Source organism: Halopseudomonas sp. 4NH20-0008 (genome assembly GCF_057548395.1).
Genome location: NZ_BAAJMD010000006.1, coordinates 204,930 through 218,859 on the forward strand (window position 1 = coordinate 204,930; position 13,930 = coordinate 218,859).

Here is a 13,930-nt window from a genome sequence, read left to right on the forward strand (position 1 = left end):
GAGGTAAAAACCATGACCCTGACTACAGGCCAGCCCCTTCCCGATTTCAGCGCGAATGCAACCAGCGATCAAACACTCTGCCCGGCGGACCTTCTGGGCAAACAAGTAGTGATCTATTTCTACCCCAAGGATAATACTCCCGGCTGCACCACTGAAGGTCAGGACTTTCGTGATCTGCACCCGGACTTTGCCGCAGCCAATACGATCATTTTCGGGGTATCCAAGGACAGCTTGCGCACCCATGAAAACTTCCGCAGCAAACAGCAATTTCCGTTTGAGCTGATCAGTGATCCCGATGAGCAGCTTTGCCAACTGTTCGGCGTCATCCAGAAAAAGATGTTGTATGGCAAGGAATACATGGGCATTGAAAGAAGTACGTTTCTGATCGATGCCAAAGGAGTCGTACGCCGCGAATGGCGCAAGGTCAAAGTCAAGGGCCATGCCGCCGAGGTGCTCAAGGCGGCACAGGAACTCAACGGCTGATTACTCAGCCGTGATCACTACCTGCTGCTGGGCCGTCTCCTGGACGGCCTCCAGCCCTCGGGGCCAGGCATACAGCACAGCCTTGAACAGGGTGGCCAGCGGAATGGCAAAAAATACGCCCCAGAACCCCCATAAGCCACCGAATATCAGGACAGCGGCAATGATGGCGACCGGATGCAGGTTGACCGCCTCGGAAAACAAAATAGGCACTAGCACATTACCATCCAGCGCCTGGATCACGGCATAAACGATCATCAGCACCATGAACTCGTTACCAAACCCCCACTGAAATACCCCGATCAGCGCCACCGGGATCGTGGCCACGGCAGCACCTATGTAAGGCACCAGGACCGACAAGCCCACCAAGACGGCAAGCAAGGCCGCATAATTCACACCCAACACCGCGAAGGAAATATAGGTAACCGCGCCGACAATCAGAATCTCGGCAACCTTGCCGCGAATGTAATTGGCAATCTGCTGATTCATTTCAGTCCAGACTTCAGTCATCAGACGCCGCTCATTGGGTAGATGACCGACGATCCAACCACTGATCTTCTGGCTATCCATTAGAAAGAAGAACACTAGAATCGGCACCAGTACCAGATAAACCAGAATGGTCAACAACATCGGTAGGCTGGCCAGTGATTGGGACAGCAACCATTGGCCGAACTGACCCAACTCGGTATTTACCGAGAGCATGACACGCTCGATCTGTCCCTCAGAAATAAAAGCCGGGTATTGTTCAGGCAGATGCGCCAATTGCGCCTGCCACTCGGTCAGCATGCGCGGCAATTCGTTAAACAAATTGCTGATCTGCTTCCAGACCAGAGGTAAAACGATGCCCAGCAAGGCTGCCAGCGCACCAATGAACAACAAAAACACCACCCATACGGCAATCCCGTGGGGCACATGCCAGCGCCGTAACAGGGCAACCATGCCCTGTAGCAAGTAAGCAAGCACAAGCCCGGTCAAGAGTGGAGCCAGCTTGCCGCCAAAACTGATGATGATGGCAAAGCCTATGGCCAGCACCACGGCCAGCACCACGGCTTCCTCATCGGAAAAATAACGCTGCACCCAGCCCTGAAAAATCCTCAACATGCCTTTTGATCTCACGACTTACGCAACCAATAATGAAATTCGCCGTCCAAGGTATCAGATGCCAACAATCGGTGCCCGGACAACTCGGCAAAACGCTGAAAGTCGCGCTGAGATCCCGCGTCGGTAGCCATGATATGCAATATCTGCCCTACCGCCAGCGCATTGAGCGCCTGCTTGGCCTTGAGTAATGGCAACGGGCAGGTCAACTGCCGAGCATCGAGAGTATGATCGGCAGGCAGCGTTTCGGATAGATCGGACATTCTCTGCTCCAGACTCTTAGGTGCTACAGTATAGCGTCGCCAGGTCAGGGCCAGACAAGCGAATCCACGTAGTTAAAGGTTAGCCATGTATTTCAGAAAACAGCTTGTTCGTACCCTTGTCCCGGTCTTGTTTCTGGGCGGCAGCCTGGGCATGCCATCAGAGCCTATGGCCAGCAGCGAATTCAATCTGCCTTCCCTGGGTGATACCAGCGCCTCGATCATGTCACGGGAACAGGAATATCAGCTTGGCCGCGCCTGGGTCTCCATGCTGCGGGGTGCCGTGCGGACCATGGATGATCCGCTACTCAAGGACTACGTTGAAAGCCATGTCTTCAGTTTGGCTGAAACCAGCCAGCTGACTGATCGACGTCTGACCTTTGTGGTAGTAGAAAGCCCGCAACTGAACGCCTTCGCTGCGCCCGGCGGGGTCATTGGGGTCAATGGCGGACTGTTCCTGAATGCCCAGACCGAGGCCGAATTTGCGTCGGTCATGGCGCACGAACTGGCTCACCTCTCGCAACGTCACTTCGCCCGCAATCTTGAACAGCAACAACGCATGCGTATCCCTGTCATGACCGCCATGCTGGCCAGTGTCATCCTGGCAGCGGCCGGGGGTGGCGACGCCGGCTTTGCCGCGCTGGCTTCAACCCAGGCGGCTGCCATTCAGGAACAGCGGCGTTTTTCCAGGCAGAACGAACAAGAGGCTGACCGTGTCGGCCTGCTCAATCTGCAGCAAGCCGGGTATGACCCCAGGGCCATGCCGAATATGTTTGAGCGACTGGCACGCATCAGTCGTTTCAGTCAGACACCGCCTGAGTTCCTGCTGACTCACCCGGTCAACCAATCACGTATTGCCGATTCACGCAATCGTGCCGAACAACTGGCCGCCGAAGGTCGTCTCGACAGCATCGACTACCAGATGATGCGCGCCCGAGTGCAATTACATCACGAGCAAAGCCCTGGTTTGGCTGCACAGCGTTTCCGAGCGCTACTCGATGAGCATCAGGGCGACCATGTCGCAGCCCGCTATGGCTTAACCCTGGCCCTGATTCGCGTCGGTCAGTATGAGGAGGCAGGTCGCGTGCTTGAGCCGCTACTGCAGACGCGCGGCAACAGTGTACCGGTGGTTATGGCTGCTGCCGAGCTGGATGCCAGCGCTGGGCGAATGGATCAGGCTTTGGCGCGCATTGAGTCTCGCCTGCAGGTCAATCCGGACAATTTCCCCTTACTGCAAACCAAGGCAGACCTGCTGTTACGGAGTGGCAGGCACGCAGAGTCGGCCAAGGTCATCGACCAGTTGGCACGTCAGCGGGCTGATGACCCGGATATCTGGTATCTGGCCGCAGAAATTCGCGGCCTGGCCGGCAACATACTCGGCGTGCACCTGGCCAGGGCGGAATATTTCATGCTCACCAGTGACCTGGATCAAGCTGAAGAGCAATTGGGGCTGGCCCTTGATCGCGCTGGCAATGATTACGTTCAGGCCGCCCGGATCAATACCCGCATGCAGGACCTGAGCAACCACAGAGCCCTGCTCAAGAGCTTCTGATCAAGCGTTGCCACGTGCGCTGAGACTGGCCTGACGGGTAAAGTCGAGCATCCGCTCAAGCGGCTGGACGGCTTTGGGAATCAATCCAGCATCGACCTGAATCTCGTTAGTACCCGCCTCCAGACTGTGCAGCATGGCCTGGAGCGTATTCATGGCCATCCATGGACAGTGCGCACAGCTGCGACAGGTCGCACCATTACCCGCGGTGGGCGCCTCGATCAAGAGTCGGTCAGGTGCGCCCTGCTGCATCTTATAGAAAATGCCGCGATCGGTGGCCACGATAAAGGTCTTGTTCGGCAGCGTCTGGGTTGCCTTGATCAACTGGCTGGTTGAGCCGACCACATCGGCCAGTTCAACAACTGACAGCGGTGATTCCGGATGCACCAGAATCGCCGCATCCGGATACACCGCCTTGAGATCCAGCAAAGCCTTGGCCTTGAACTCCTCGTGGACAATACAACTGCCCTCCCAGAGCAACATGTCAGCACCGGTTTCACGCTGTATGTAGTTACCCAGGTGCTGGTCGGGGGCCCATAGAATCTTTTCGCCCTTGTCCATCAGGTGCCCGACAATCTGCAACGCACAACTCGACGTAACAACCCAGTCCGCCCGTGCCTTGACTGCCGCCGAAGTATTGGCATAGACCACCACGGTGCGGTCCGGGTGCTGGTCACAAAAGGCGGAAAACTCCTCTATCGGACAGCCGATATCCAGCGAGCAGGTGGCCTCCAGCGTGGGCATCAGCACACGTTTTTCCGGACTGAGGATCTTGGCTGTCTCGCCCATGAAGCGCACACCAGCCACCACCAGGGTTGTGGCTGCATGATCGCGGCCAAAGCGCGCCATCTCCAACGAGTCAGAAACAATGCCACCGGTTTCTTCAGCCAGAGCCTGCAGCAAGGGATCGGTATAGTAATGGGCAACCAGCACCGCATTATGCGCTTTCAGTGCCTTGGCAATGCGTGCCTTGTAATCCGCCTGCTCCGTTTCGGTCAGGGGTGCAACCTGCTTGGCAGCCAAATGGGCTTGAACCAGCAGACGCTCTGGGATCTGTGACATGCTCAGTCATCCTGTGAATATCGCTAGGCGCGCATAATAGCACGACTTACGGGTGCAAAATCAGCCAGGGGAAAGGGGTAAAAACTGAATAAACCAGGAGGAAACCGGGAACAGCGAAGAAAGTGGTGGGTCGTGTAGGATTCGAACCTACGACCAATTGGTTAAAAGCCAACTGCTCTACCAACTGAGCTAACGACCCGGAACGCGCGCTATAGTACTGATTTCACAGATAAACTCAAGAAAAAATTCAGTTTTTATGCCTTTGCTCCAGCACAGATAGTTCAGACAGGGATCATTCAGGCGTAAGCAGTCGGGTCAGGCACCCCGGCAGCAGCAAAGCCCGCCGACCTCAACCGACAGCTGTCGCAGCGACCACAGGCGCGCCCTTCAGCGTCGGCCTGGTAGCAGGATACGGTCAGACTATAGTCGACACCCAGACGCACACCTGCGGCAATGATCTGTGCCTTGCTCATCTCCTGTAACGGGGCGCGGATTCGAAATCCGTCCCCTTCTACCCCTGCCCGGGTTGCCAGATTGGCCAACTGCTCAAAGGCATAAATAAAGGCGGGACGGCAATCCGGATAACCCGAATAATCTACCGCATTGACTCCAATGAAGATCTCATGGGCATCAAGCACCTCGGCCCAGCCCAGTGCCAGCGCCAAAAAAACCGTGTTGCGTGCGGGCACATAGGTGACCGGAATACCCTGCTGCGGGGTTTCCGGCACCGCAATGCGCTCATCGGTCAGGGCAGAACCGCCCATGCCGTCCAAATCCAGCCCTATTACCTTGTGCGCGTGCACGCCGGCATGCTCGGCCAGGCGTTGTGCCGCAAACAACTCAGCGCGATGACGCTGACCATAATCGAAGCTCAAGGTATGGCAGAGGTAACCCTGCGCCTGAGCCATGGCCAGCACGGTGGCTGAGTCCAGTCCGCCTGACAGCAGGACTACCGCCTTCTTTTCCGTTTTCATCGATCAGTGTCCCGGCTCGTCGTTCCAAAGGTACTTATGCAGCTGCATCTGAAAGCGCACCGGCAGATTGTCCTGAACGATCCACTCGGCCAGGGTCCGCGGCGCCAGCTGACCATGGCTGGGGGAAAACAGAATCTCGCCGACCCGGCCAGGTAGCTGCAACTCGTCCAGCTTGAAGCGCGCCCAGTCATAATCAGCGCGACTGCAAATCACGAACTTGACCTGATCCTCCGGCCCGAGCAAGGCCATGTTACCGTACAGGTTACGCCCTACCTCCAGCGAGTCCGGCGTTTTCAAATCCACCACGCGGCTAACGCGGGCATCTACCGCACTGACATCCAGCGCACCACTGGTTTCCAGTGAAACCGCGTAACCGGCGTCACTCAGAGCAGTCAGCAGTGGTATCGCATTGGGCTGGGCCAGGGGCTCACCGCCCGTCACACAGACGTGTCGCGGCGCGTAGCGCGCAACCTCAGCCAGAATCGCTTGCAGCGTCTGCAGCTCACCGCCACTGAAGGCATAGGCTGTATCACAGTACTGGCAGCGCAATGGGCACCCGGTCAGACGCACAAAGACCGTCGGCAGACCAAGGCTGCGACTTTCGCCCTGAATGGAATAGAAAATTTCGGTGATGCGCAGTGTTTGCGACAACAGGCTGGTCATACAAGCTTCCCGGGCTGGACTGCAAGACAGGCAGAGGCCCACTGGGATATCCGTGCCACATCAGACGAGTTCCGAGGGCAGTTGGGATATCGTGGATTGAGTGCGAGGGAGTGTAGCGGAACACGCTGCAAAATGCAGCGGCCAGTGCTGTCACTGGCCTGGGGAACTGAGCCTGTTCAGCTCAAGCTGTCGAGATCGCGACGTGCCAACTGGGCAGCAGAGGTATCGGGATGTTTGCTCAACACCTCGTTATACAGCTGTCTGGCCTTGTCGTTATTGCCCAGCCGACGCTCAACATCAGCCAGCTTGTAGAGTGCGTCTGCTTCCTTGCGGTGACCGGGATACTGGCTGATGACCAGTGCAAAGGCTCGTCCAGCAGCCTCCAGATCAGACTGTACCAGGTGAATCTCACCCAGCCAGTATTGTGCGTTACCGGCATAGTCACTTTGCGGATAACGGCGGACAAAGGCCGTAAAGGCCTGAATGGCGGTATCAAAGTCACGCTGTCTGACCAGGTCAAAAGCAGCGTCATACATCAGTTTTTCGCGCTCGGGATCGGCTGCAACTGGGGCGCTGCCATTTCCGCTCGCTGAAGAATCGGTCTGAGTGGGCTCGGCATTGTTGCCAGCAGCCGGTTCAGGGGTCGTACTTTGAGAGGTCGCAACCGAACCTGATTGCAGGCGACGATCGAGATCCTGATAACGCTCTAGCTGATCACGTTCCATGGTTTTGAGGCGATGATCCTGCTCCTCAACCAGGCCACGCAACATGGATACCTCTTGCTGCAACTGATAAAGCTGCTGCATGAGCTGGCCTTCCATCGAAAGGCCAGCCCCGGTCTGGGTCACAGGGCGTTGGTTCTGAACAACAGAGGCACCGCCCCCACTGCCTTCGTATACCGGAACCTGCGCTGTTGCCGCCAACGGCAACAACAGGAAGATTGAGGTAGTTAACGCCCTGAGACCCTTCATACGACCTCTTACTTACGCAGTTCTACGCGACGGTTCTGAGCCCAAGCTTCTTCGCTTGAACCCATGGCAGCCGGCTTCTCTTCACCGTAGGAAACCAGTTCCAGCTGGGCAGGAGATACGCCCTGCAGAACCAGGTAACGCTGAACGGAAGCAGAACGACGCTCGCCCAGAGCCATGTTGTACTCGCGAGTGCCACGCTCATCAGTGTGGCCTTCCAGAACAACGCGGTTGCCAGCGGCTTTCAGGTCCTTGGCGTGAACATCCAGAGCGCGCATGGCCTCTGGCTTCAGATCAGCGCTGTCGAACTCGAAGTAAAAGGTAGTGATAGCGCGCAGTGCAGCTTCTTCTGCGCTCATGTCAGAGGAGGTAGTGGTGCTGGTGTAACCGGCATTCGGATCAACCGCGCCAGTACCAGCGGTGTCACCGCCCTTGGAAGAACAGCCAACAATTACGCCGAAGGCAACAACCAGCGCAGCAAACTTGCCAAATTTAGTTACTTGCATCATAGAACTCCTGGAAAACCCCATATGGTTTAGTGTTGTTTCACCCTAAGGCAGGTATGGGGACCATGATGGCACGCGCAGGTCAGTGAATTGAGTCGGAATCTCCGACCTAGCACGACCGTTGGTAGATACCAGCATGAGTACACCCCGTCCCTGTTGACGGGTAGCATAAATTAACATAGTGCCGTTAGGAGCAACAGTGGGCGACTCATCTAACGACGTTTCTGTTAAGACCCTCAGGTTACCGCGCTCAAGATCCTGCGTGGCAATCTGAAAATTACGATAACCATCCTGTCGGTGAACCATGACCATGGTACGGCCATCCACCGACAGTTTGGCATTGGCGTTGTAGTTGCCGACAAATGTCAGCCTCTCGGACACGCCCGTCCTGAGATCCTGTTTATAAACCTGTGGCCGGCCGCCGCGATCCGAGGTAAAGACGATGGTGTCGTTGTCCATCCAGGCCGGCTCGGTATCAATCGCAAAGTGATTAGTTACCCGCCGCATCTGCTTGCTGGCCAGATTCATCACGTAAATCTCCGGGTTGCCGTCGCGCGACAACACGAAGGCCAGGTGCTCACCGTCTGGAGACCAGGCAGGTGCACCGTTCAGACCTTCAAAGCTGGTGATACGCTCCCGGCGACCGGTCTGAATATAATGCACATAGATTTCCGGGCGACGCGATTCAAAGGAAACATAGGCGATACGCTGACCATCCGGCGCAAAGGAGGGGCTCAGAATCGGCTCACGTGACTGCAAATAGGTACGAGCACGGGCACCGTCATAGTCCGACACCTGCAAGGTGAAGCGGGTATTGGTTGGCGAGTAGCGCTCGGCTGCGACATACACCAGCTTGGTGTCGAAGGCGCCACGAATACCCGTGATCTCTTCAAATATTCGATCACTCAGTTGGTGCGCCATATCACGCAACTCTGCCTGACTGCGGGGGGGAGTGCGGAGTGTCAGCAGAACCTCTTCACGCAGCACATTGTAAAGGCTGAATATCACCTCAAAACGGTCAACTGCCGGATCGCTCTTGATGACTTGTCCGACGACAACATACTCAACCCCGAGGATTTTCCAGTCCCGGGCAAACAGCTCGCTCGCCTGGGTCGGGTAGCTGAGCATATTGGCCCGATCAAAGGGCGCGAACATGCCGGTATTGCGTAGATTGTTGGCGGTGATCTGTGCCAGATCCTCGGGCAACGGCGTGCCGCCTTGCCAGCCAAATGGGACAACGGCAATCGGCGTTGCCTTGTCGTTGCCACGGGTAATCTCGATAACGCGCTGCGCATACAGATTCTGTGCGACCAGCATCAACGTGATTGCGGTAAGCCAAATTTTCAACATCTTCATCAGAATCACAAATCCTCTGCTCTAAAACGCAACTCGTATTCTCGAAAGTCCCTGTTAAAGATAGCCAGGTTTTCGCGAGCCAATTGTTGGATCTCCGGAATCCGGCCTACATTTCGGACTGCCCTCACGGCAGACTGATCAAAACCTGGATCACCGCTGCTGTTCGCTATCACGGCGTTGGTGATCTGACCAGTCGGCAGCAGGCTTATGGTGATCGTAACTATCATGTCATTGCGAGCCGACGGTGGCCTGCTCCATTGTTCACTAACCAGGCGACGAATCAGATCGTCGTAGCTGGCTGCCACCTCGTCCCCGAACTGATCCGCCGGGGCCTGCTGATACTGCGGTTCGTCAGACAGCAATTCTGCCAGCGCCCTGGCTCGGGCCTCTTCCTGTTCGCGACGTTCACGCGCCTCACGGTCAGCCTCGGCCTGCCGTGCGGCAGCGGCGCGCTGCTCCGCCTCACGGGCACGTGCCTGTTCAGCTGCCCGACGGGCCGCCTCCTCCTCAGCACGCTTCTTGGCTTCTTCTTCAGCCGCCAGCCGCCTTGCAGCATCGGCACGCCGCTGTGCCTCTGCCTCGGCCTGCTTTTGTGCGTCGGCCTCGCGCTGCTGGGCTTCAGTTCTGGCCGCCGCTGCCGCAGCAGCTGCAGCGGCGGCATCAGCCTGGCGTTGCTGTTCGGCCCGGGCTGTTGCCTCCTGTGCTTCCTGCTGCCGTTGCTGCTGCTGACGCAACTCCTCTGCCTCATGGGCGGGGGCTGAGGTGCGAGCAGCTTCGCCGGCAATGTTCTGGTCGGTTGGCGTGGTCGCCGGACTCTTCGAATTCAGTTGCACCAGTGTAGCCTGCACTATGGGTCGCGCCGGTTCAAACTCCGGGGCGATGCTGAATGAGGCAAACAGCAGTATGGCCACCAGCAAATGCAGTGCCAGGGCCTTGAGCAGCGGTGCTGCGTAGCCGGCGGACCGAACCTGAGGTTGTTCGCGAGTATTCACGGCGCCTCGGTAATCAATCCAACATTGGGCACGCCAGCCTGCTGCAGGGCCGCCATGGCGGTCACCACCACACCGTAATTGGCCTGCTGATCACCACGGATGTACACCAGTGTGTCAGGGCGCGCACGGATGATCTTGGTCACCCCTTCAGACATCTGTTCCAGGCTGACGGCACTGTCGGTCTGGTTTTCGGTATCGACCGTCTCGCCCAGATTCCAGTAATAGGTGCCGTCTGCCAGTACCGACAGGGTCAATACCTGCTGATTGGTGTCCGAAGGCAAAATTTCACTGGCCACCTGCGGCAGGTCAACCTTGACGCCCTGGTTGAGCATGGGCGCGGTGACCATAAAAATAACCAGCAAAACCAGCATCACGTCGATATAAGGCACGACATTCATTTCAGCGACCGGCTTGCGTTTCTGGCGTCTACCTTGCACCTGCATCAGAGCCCCCGATCAGTCTTCGCTGCTGTGAACACGACGGTGCAGGATGCTGGAGAACTCGTCGGCAAAGGTGTAATACCGGCTGATCAGCATCTCCGAGCGTGCAGAGAAACGGTTGTAGGCAATTACCGCAGGAATCGCAGCAAACAGACCAATAGCCGTTGCAATCAGTGCTTCGGCAATACCGGGAGCTACAGTCGCCAGTGTGGCCTGCTGTACGGTAGCCAAGCCACGGAAGGAGTTCATGATGCCCCAGACTGTGCCAAACAGACCGATATAGGGACTGGTGGAACCGACCGTCGCGAGAAAGGGCAAATGCTGCTCGAGGCGCTCTTCTTCCTTGGAAATCGCCACCCGCATGGAGCGCTGTACGGCGTCCATTACCGCATCCGGGTCAACACCCGGCTGCTGGCGCATACGTGAAAACTCCTTGAAACCGGCACGGAAGATCTGTTCCAGTCCGGAGTTGTTATCCGGGTTGCCGGTGATCTGGCGATATAACTTTGACAGATCAATACCTGACCAGAAGCGATCTTCGAAACCATCCAATGCTGACTTGGCGGCACGCAGAAAGCTGCTGCGCTGGAAAATCATTACCCAGGACACCACAGATGCGGCTACCAGGGTCAGCATAACCAGCTGTACCAGCACACTGGCACTGGATATCAGGTGCCACATTGACATTTGATCAGCTTGCACTCGCCACTTCTCCTTGCTTGATCTAACCGCTCACTGCCTGACAGCTGCTGAACTTGACGCTCAATGCCGCCGGAATGGCCCGGGGTTTGTACCTGTCGGCCGAGACACAGGCCACCAGCACTTCACCTTCACACAACAACTCACCGTCAGCCCGTTTCACCTGCTGGCGGAAGCGAATACTGGCGCGCTTGAGTTCCAAGACCTCAACCGTCACCACAAGTTCATCATCCAGACGCGCAGGGGCGTGATAGCGAGCGGCCACCGAATGCACGACAAAAATGATGTTTTCACGTTGCAAGACGCTTTGGTCAAACCCCAATGAGCGCACCAACTCTGTTCGGGCGCGCTCCATGAATTTGAGGTAATTGACGTAATAGACGATGCCGCCGGCATCGGTATCTTCAAAGTAGACACGGGCTCTAAGCTCGAATGGCGGCCCTGAATTGTCAGCGCGCATAATGTAGAGCCAAGTTGGCGCTTTGCATAGTACTTCCCCAGCTAAAAACCAAGTATTTTTTTCACTGCTCGGTCTGACCACCCTCATCGGCAAAAAGGTCCCCGACGTTCGGATTCATTTTTGCTGGCAGATTCAGACCAAAGTGCTGATAGGCATGCCGGGTCAGCATGCGCCCGCGTGGCGTACGGGTGATATAACCCTGCTGGATCAGAAAGGGTTCAAGCACATCCTCGATAGTATTGCGCTCCTCACTGATCGCCGCCGCCAAGCTGTCGATACCCACCGGGCCGCCATCGAACTTGTCGATCATGGCCAGCAACAGGCGCCGATCCATATGATCAAAGCCCTTGTCGTCAATATCCAGCAGGTTCAATGCCTGATCCGCCACCTCCCGGCTGATCACGCCGGAGCTGCGTACTTCGGCAAAATCCCGGACCCGGCGCAACAGCCGATTGGCGATCCGCGGTGTGCCCCGTGAGCGGCGGGCAACCTCCAGGGCGCCATGCGGGTCCAGATTCAAGCCAAGAATCGCGGCCGAGCGCCTGACAATGGTCGCCAGGTCCTCGACTCCATAAAACTCCAGACGCTGCACGATACCGAAACGATCACGCAGAGGATTAGTCAGCATACCGGCGCGGGTGGTGGCGCCCACCAGAGTAAAGGGTGGCAACTCCAGCTTGATCGAGCGCGCCGCCGGGCCTTCGCCGATCATGATATCCAGCTGATAATCCTCCATGGCCGGATAAAGGATTTCCTCGACGACCGGCGACAAGCGGTGAATCTCGTCGACAAACAACACATCGCCAGCTTCAAGACTGGTCAGCATGGCGGCCAGGTCGCCGGCCCGCTCAAGCACCGGCCCCGAGGTACTCTTGATCTTCACACCCATTTCCTGGGCAATGATATTGGCCAGGGTGGTCTTGCCCAGACCCGGCGGGCCAAAAATCAACACATGATCAAGCGCCTCGCCACGCCCCTTGGCGGCCTTGATAAACAACTCCATCTGCTCGCGCACGGTCGGCTGGCCAATATAGTCTTCCAGCCGATAGGGCCGTATTGCCCGGTCTATGACTTCTTCCTGCTGGCGCGGGCTGGCGGCAATCAGTCGATCTTCTTCCAACATGGGGTTATCCGTAGGCTCTTGGCATAATTACACCATGCCCTTGAGGGCACGGCGGATCAACTCTTCGCTGCTCAATCCGTCTTCTTCCACCGCCGCCACGGCGCGACTGGCCTCCTGCGGCTTGTAACCGAGGGAGATCAGCGCACTGACGGCATCTCCCGTCTGCGAAACGGGCGTTGCCACTGAGGCCACGCCGGACAAAGGCTTGACGCTGCCCGGCAAGGCTTCCCAGGCCTTGAAGCGATCACGCAACTCGATCAGCAGCCGCTCGGCTGTCTTTTTGCCGACCCCCGGTACGCGTACCAGTGCGCTGGTATCCTGGGCCTGTACGGCGCGAATCAGCTCATCGGTCTCCAGACCGGACATCAGCGCCAGTGCCAGCTTGGGCCCCACGCCGTTAAGACGAATCAGCTCACGGAACAGCTCACGACCGCGCTTGTCAGCAAAGGCGTATAGCAGTTGAGCATCCTCGCGCACCACCATGTGGGTGTGCAAGGTGACCTGCTCACCCAGTACCGGCAGATCATAAAAGGTGCTCATGGGCGCTTCCAGCTCGTAACCCACGCCCTGCACATCAAGCAGAATATGCGGTGGCTGTTTTTCCAGCAGAACCCCTTTAAGACGTCCGATCACACCCTTCTCCTGTCTTTATCTTTAGCTTTAGCGCCGCCGCACCCGGCCACTGCGCAAACCCAGCACACCGCCGCCCAACTGCGCGGTCAAAGCGCTGGAATGGGCATGGCATAGCGCAGCGGCGAGTGCATCGGCGGCATCAGACTGCGGCGCGCCCGAGAGGCCCAGCAACTGCGTCACCATATGCTGAACCTGGGTCTTGTCGGCGGCCCCGGTACCGACAACAGCCTGCTTGATCTGCCTGGCAGTGTATTCATGCACCTGCAGGTTGGCATGTACCGCCGCGACAATCGCCGCGCCCCGGGCTTGTCCGAGCTTCAGGGCAGAATCCGGATTACGCGCCAGAAACACCTGCTCGATACTGAGAATCTGCGGCTGATGCGTGGCAATCAGCTCGCTCAAGCCTTCGAAGATCAGCTTCAAGCGTTCGGGAAACGGGCCGCCACCCAGCCGGATGCAGCCCGAGGTAACGTACTCGCAGCGGCCGGCGCTTTCGCGCACCAGTCCAAAGCCGGTCGTGCGCGAGCCGGGGTCAATGCCCAGTATCAGAGCCATGCGTTGCGGCGTTCCCTGTAATTGATTGCCGATAGTGTGCCACAACCCAGGGTATCGGCGGACAGAAAGATCAGTGCCAAGAGAACGGGTCGATGCCTTGTTGACGTAACTA

The 13,930-nt window shown here is 57.4% G+C and carries 17 protein-coding genes and 1 tRNA gene; 2 read left to right on the top strand and 16 right to left on the bottom strand.

Going from position 1 to position 13,930, the window contains the following annotated elements; all coding sequences use genetic code 11:
• The first annotated feature begins 12 nt into the window (after positions 1 to 12).
• Positions 13 to 483 (top strand): peroxiredoxin, encoded by a 471-nt coding sequence (locus tag AC27HQ_RS08355; RefSeq protein ID WP_487155688.1) that lies wholly within the window; start codon positions 13 to 15, stop codon positions 481 to 483.
• Here AC27HQ_RS08355 and AC27HQ_RS08360 read toward each other — a convergent pair whose 3' ends face one another.
• Both AC27HQ_RS08360 and AC27HQ_RS08365 read right to left on the bottom strand, forming a co-directional pair.
• Positions 484 to 1,581, bottom strand: a complete 1,098-nt coding sequence (locus AC27HQ_RS08360; RefSeq protein WP_487155689.1) for an AI-2E family transporter — start codon at positions 1,579 to 1,581, stop codon at positions 484 to 486.
• A gap of 11 nt (positions 1,582 to 1,592) precedes the next feature.
• Positions 1,593 to 1,841 (bottom strand): sulfurtransferase TusA family protein, encoded by a 249-nt coding sequence (locus tag AC27HQ_RS08365; protein ID WP_487155690.1) that lies wholly within the window; start codon positions 1,839 to 1,841, stop codon positions 1,593 to 1,595.
• 151 nt (positions 1,842 to 1,992) lie between these two features.
• Between AC27HQ_RS08365 and AC27HQ_RS08370 the strand changes: the two genes are divergently transcribed.
• Positions 1,993 to 3,390 (top strand): M48 family metallopeptidase, encoded by a 1,398-nt coding sequence (locus tag AC27HQ_RS08370; RefSeq protein WP_487155708.1) that lies wholly within the window; start codon positions 1,993 to 1,995, stop codon positions 3,388 to 3,390.
• Here AC27HQ_RS08370 and nadA read toward each other — a convergent pair whose 3' ends face one another.
• The 14 genes from nadA to ruvC all read right to left on the bottom strand — a co-directional run bounded on the left by nadA (position 3,391) and on the right by ruvC (position 13,818).
• On the bottom strand, positions 3,391 to 4,449 hold the full coding sequence (nadA, locus tag AC27HQ_RS08375) for a quinolinate synthase NadA (RefSeq protein ID WP_487155691.1): 1,059 nt from the start codon (positions 4,447 to 4,449) through the stop codon (positions 3,391 to 3,393).
• A 123-nt stretch (positions 4,450 to 4,572) separates the two neighbouring features.
• A tRNA-Lys gene (locus AC27HQ_RS08380) sits at positions 4,573 to 4,648 on the bottom strand.
• Between the two features lie 97 nt (positions 4,649 to 4,745).
• Positions 4,746 to 5,423 (bottom strand): 7-cyano-7-deazaguanine synthase QueC, encoded by a 678-nt coding sequence (gene queC, locus AC27HQ_RS08385; RefSeq protein WP_487155692.1) that lies wholly within the window; start codon positions 5,421 to 5,423, stop codon positions 4,746 to 4,748.
• 3 nt (positions 5,424 to 5,426) lie between these two features.
• Positions 5,427 to 6,074 carry a 7-carboxy-7-deazaguanine synthase QueE gene (gene queE, locus AC27HQ_RS08390; RefSeq protein WP_487155709.1) on the bottom strand — a complete coding sequence of 216 codons (648 nt, stop codon included), beginning with the start codon at positions 6,072 to 6,074 and terminating at the stop codon, positions 5,427 to 5,429.
• A gap of 188 nt (positions 6,075 to 6,262) precedes the next feature.
• A complete protein-coding gene (ybgF, locus tag AC27HQ_RS08395; protein WP_487155693.1) occupies positions 6,263 to 7,057 on the bottom strand; it encodes a tol-pal system protein YbgF in 795 nt (264 codons plus the stop codon).
• Positions 7,058 to 7,065: 8 nt separating this feature from the next.
• A complete protein-coding gene (gene pal, locus AC27HQ_RS08400) occupies positions 7,066 to 7,560 on the bottom strand; it encodes a peptidoglycan-associated lipoprotein Pal (protein ID WP_487155694.1) in 495 nt (164 codons plus the stop codon).
• Positions 7,561 to 7,605: 45 nt separating this feature from the next.
• On the bottom strand, positions 7,606 to 8,910 hold the full coding sequence (tolB, locus tag AC27HQ_RS08405; protein ID WP_487155710.1) for a Tol-Pal system beta propeller repeat protein TolB: 1,305 nt from the start codon (positions 8,908 to 8,910) through the stop codon (positions 7,606 to 7,608).
• Positions 8,911 to 8,921: 11 nt separating this feature from the next.
• Positions 8,922 to 9,908, bottom strand: a complete 987-nt coding sequence (gene tolA, locus AC27HQ_RS08410) for a cell envelope integrity protein TolA (RefSeq protein WP_487155695.1) — start codon at positions 9,906 to 9,908, stop codon at positions 8,922 to 8,924.
• Positions 9,905 to 10,351: a protein TolR gene (tolR, locus tag AC27HQ_RS08415; RefSeq protein ID WP_487155696.1), complete on the bottom strand. Its 447-nt coding sequence runs from the start codon at positions 10,349 to 10,351 to the stop codon at positions 9,905 to 9,907. Before tolR ends, tolA begins: the two co-directional genes overlap by 4 nt.
• Before the next feature lie 12 nt (positions 10,352 to 10,363).
• Positions 10,364 to 11,035 (bottom strand): protein TolQ, encoded by a 672-nt coding sequence (tolQ, locus tag AC27HQ_RS08420; protein ID WP_487155697.1) that lies wholly within the window; start codon positions 11,033 to 11,035, stop codon positions 10,364 to 10,366.
• A 37-nt stretch (positions 11,036 to 11,072) separates the two neighbouring features.
• Complete coding sequence (gene ybgC, locus AC27HQ_RS08425; RefSeq protein WP_487155698.1) at positions 11,073 to 11,507, bottom strand: tol-pal system-associated acyl-CoA thioesterase; 435 nt, start codon at positions 11,505 to 11,507, stop codon at positions 11,073 to 11,075.
• A gap of 61 nt (positions 11,508 to 11,568) precedes the next feature.
• Positions 11,569 to 12,630 (bottom strand): Holliday junction branch migration DNA helicase RuvB, encoded by a 1,062-nt coding sequence (ruvB, locus tag AC27HQ_RS08430; RefSeq protein WP_487155699.1) that lies wholly within the window; start codon positions 12,628 to 12,630, stop codon positions 11,569 to 11,571.
• A 27-nt stretch (positions 12,631 to 12,657) separates the two neighbouring features.
• Positions 12,658 to 13,263: a Holliday junction branch migration protein RuvA gene (gene ruvA / locus AC27HQ_RS08435; protein WP_487155700.1), complete on the bottom strand. Its 606-nt coding sequence runs from the start codon at positions 13,261 to 13,263 to the stop codon at positions 12,658 to 12,660.
• A 27-nt stretch (positions 13,264 to 13,290) separates the two neighbouring features.
• The gene (ruvC, locus tag AC27HQ_RS08440; RefSeq protein WP_487155701.1) at positions 13,291 to 13,818 is read right to left on the bottom strand and encodes a crossover junction endodeoxyribonuclease RuvC; all 528 of its coding nucleotides are present in this window, start codon (positions 13,816 to 13,818) and stop codon (positions 13,291 to 13,293) included.
• Positions 13,819 to 13,930: the final 112 nt, after the last annotated feature.

Excerpts from the sequence above, each read along its gene's own strand:
- AC27HQ_RS08355 (WP_487155688.1), top strand. The coding sequence starts at position 13 with ATGACCCTGACTACAGGCCAGCCCCTTCCCGATTTCAGCGCGAATGCA.
- AC27HQ_RS08360 (WP_487155689.1), bottom strand. The coding sequence starts at position 1,581 with ATGTTGAGGATTTTTCAGGGCTGGGTGCAGCGTTATTTTTCCGATGAG.
- AC27HQ_RS08365 (WP_487155690.1), bottom strand. The coding sequence starts at position 1,841 with ATGTCCGATCTATCCGAAACGCTGCCTGCCGATCATACTCTCGATGCT.
- AC27HQ_RS08370 (WP_487155708.1), top strand. The coding sequence starts at position 1,993 with ATGCCATCAGAGCCTATGGCCAGCAGCGAATTCAATCTGCCTTCCCTG.
- nadA (WP_487155691.1), bottom strand. The coding sequence starts at position 4,449 with ATGTCACAGATCCCAGAGCGTCTGCTGGTTCAAGCCCATTTGGCTGCC.
- queC (WP_487155692.1), bottom strand. The coding sequence starts at position 5,423 with ATGAAAACGGAAAAGAAGGCGGTAGTCCTGCTGTCAGGCGGACTGGAC.
- ybgF (WP_487155693.1), bottom strand. The coding sequence starts at position 7,057 with ATGAAGGGTCTCAGGGCGTTAACTACCTCAATCTTCCTGTTGTTGCCG.
- pal (WP_487155694.1), bottom strand. The coding sequence starts at position 7,560 with ATGCAAGTAACTAAATTTGGCAAGTTTGCTGCGCTGGTTGTTGCCTTC.
- tolB (WP_487155710.1), bottom strand. The coding sequence starts at position 8,910 with ATGTTGAAAATTTGGCTTACCGCAATCACGTTGATGCTGGTCGCACAG.
- tolR (WP_487155696.1), bottom strand. The coding sequence starts at position 10,351 with ATGCAGGTGCAAGGTAGACGCCAGAAACGCAAGCCGGTCGCTGAAATG.
- tolQ (WP_487155697.1), bottom strand. The coding sequence starts at position 11,035 with ATGTCAATGTGGCACCTGATATCCAGTGCCAGTGTGCTGGTACAGCTG.
- ybgC (WP_487155698.1), bottom strand. The coding sequence starts at position 11,507 with ATGCGCGCTGACAATTCAGGGCCGCCATTCGAGCTTAGAGCCCGTGTC.
- ruvB (WP_487155699.1), bottom strand. The coding sequence starts at position 12,630 with ATGTTGGAAGAAGATCGACTGATTGCCGCCAGCCCGCGCCAGCAGGAA.
- ruvC (WP_487155701.1), bottom strand. The coding sequence starts at position 13,818 with ATGGCTCTGATACTGGGCATTGACCCCGGCTCGCGCACGACCGGCTTT.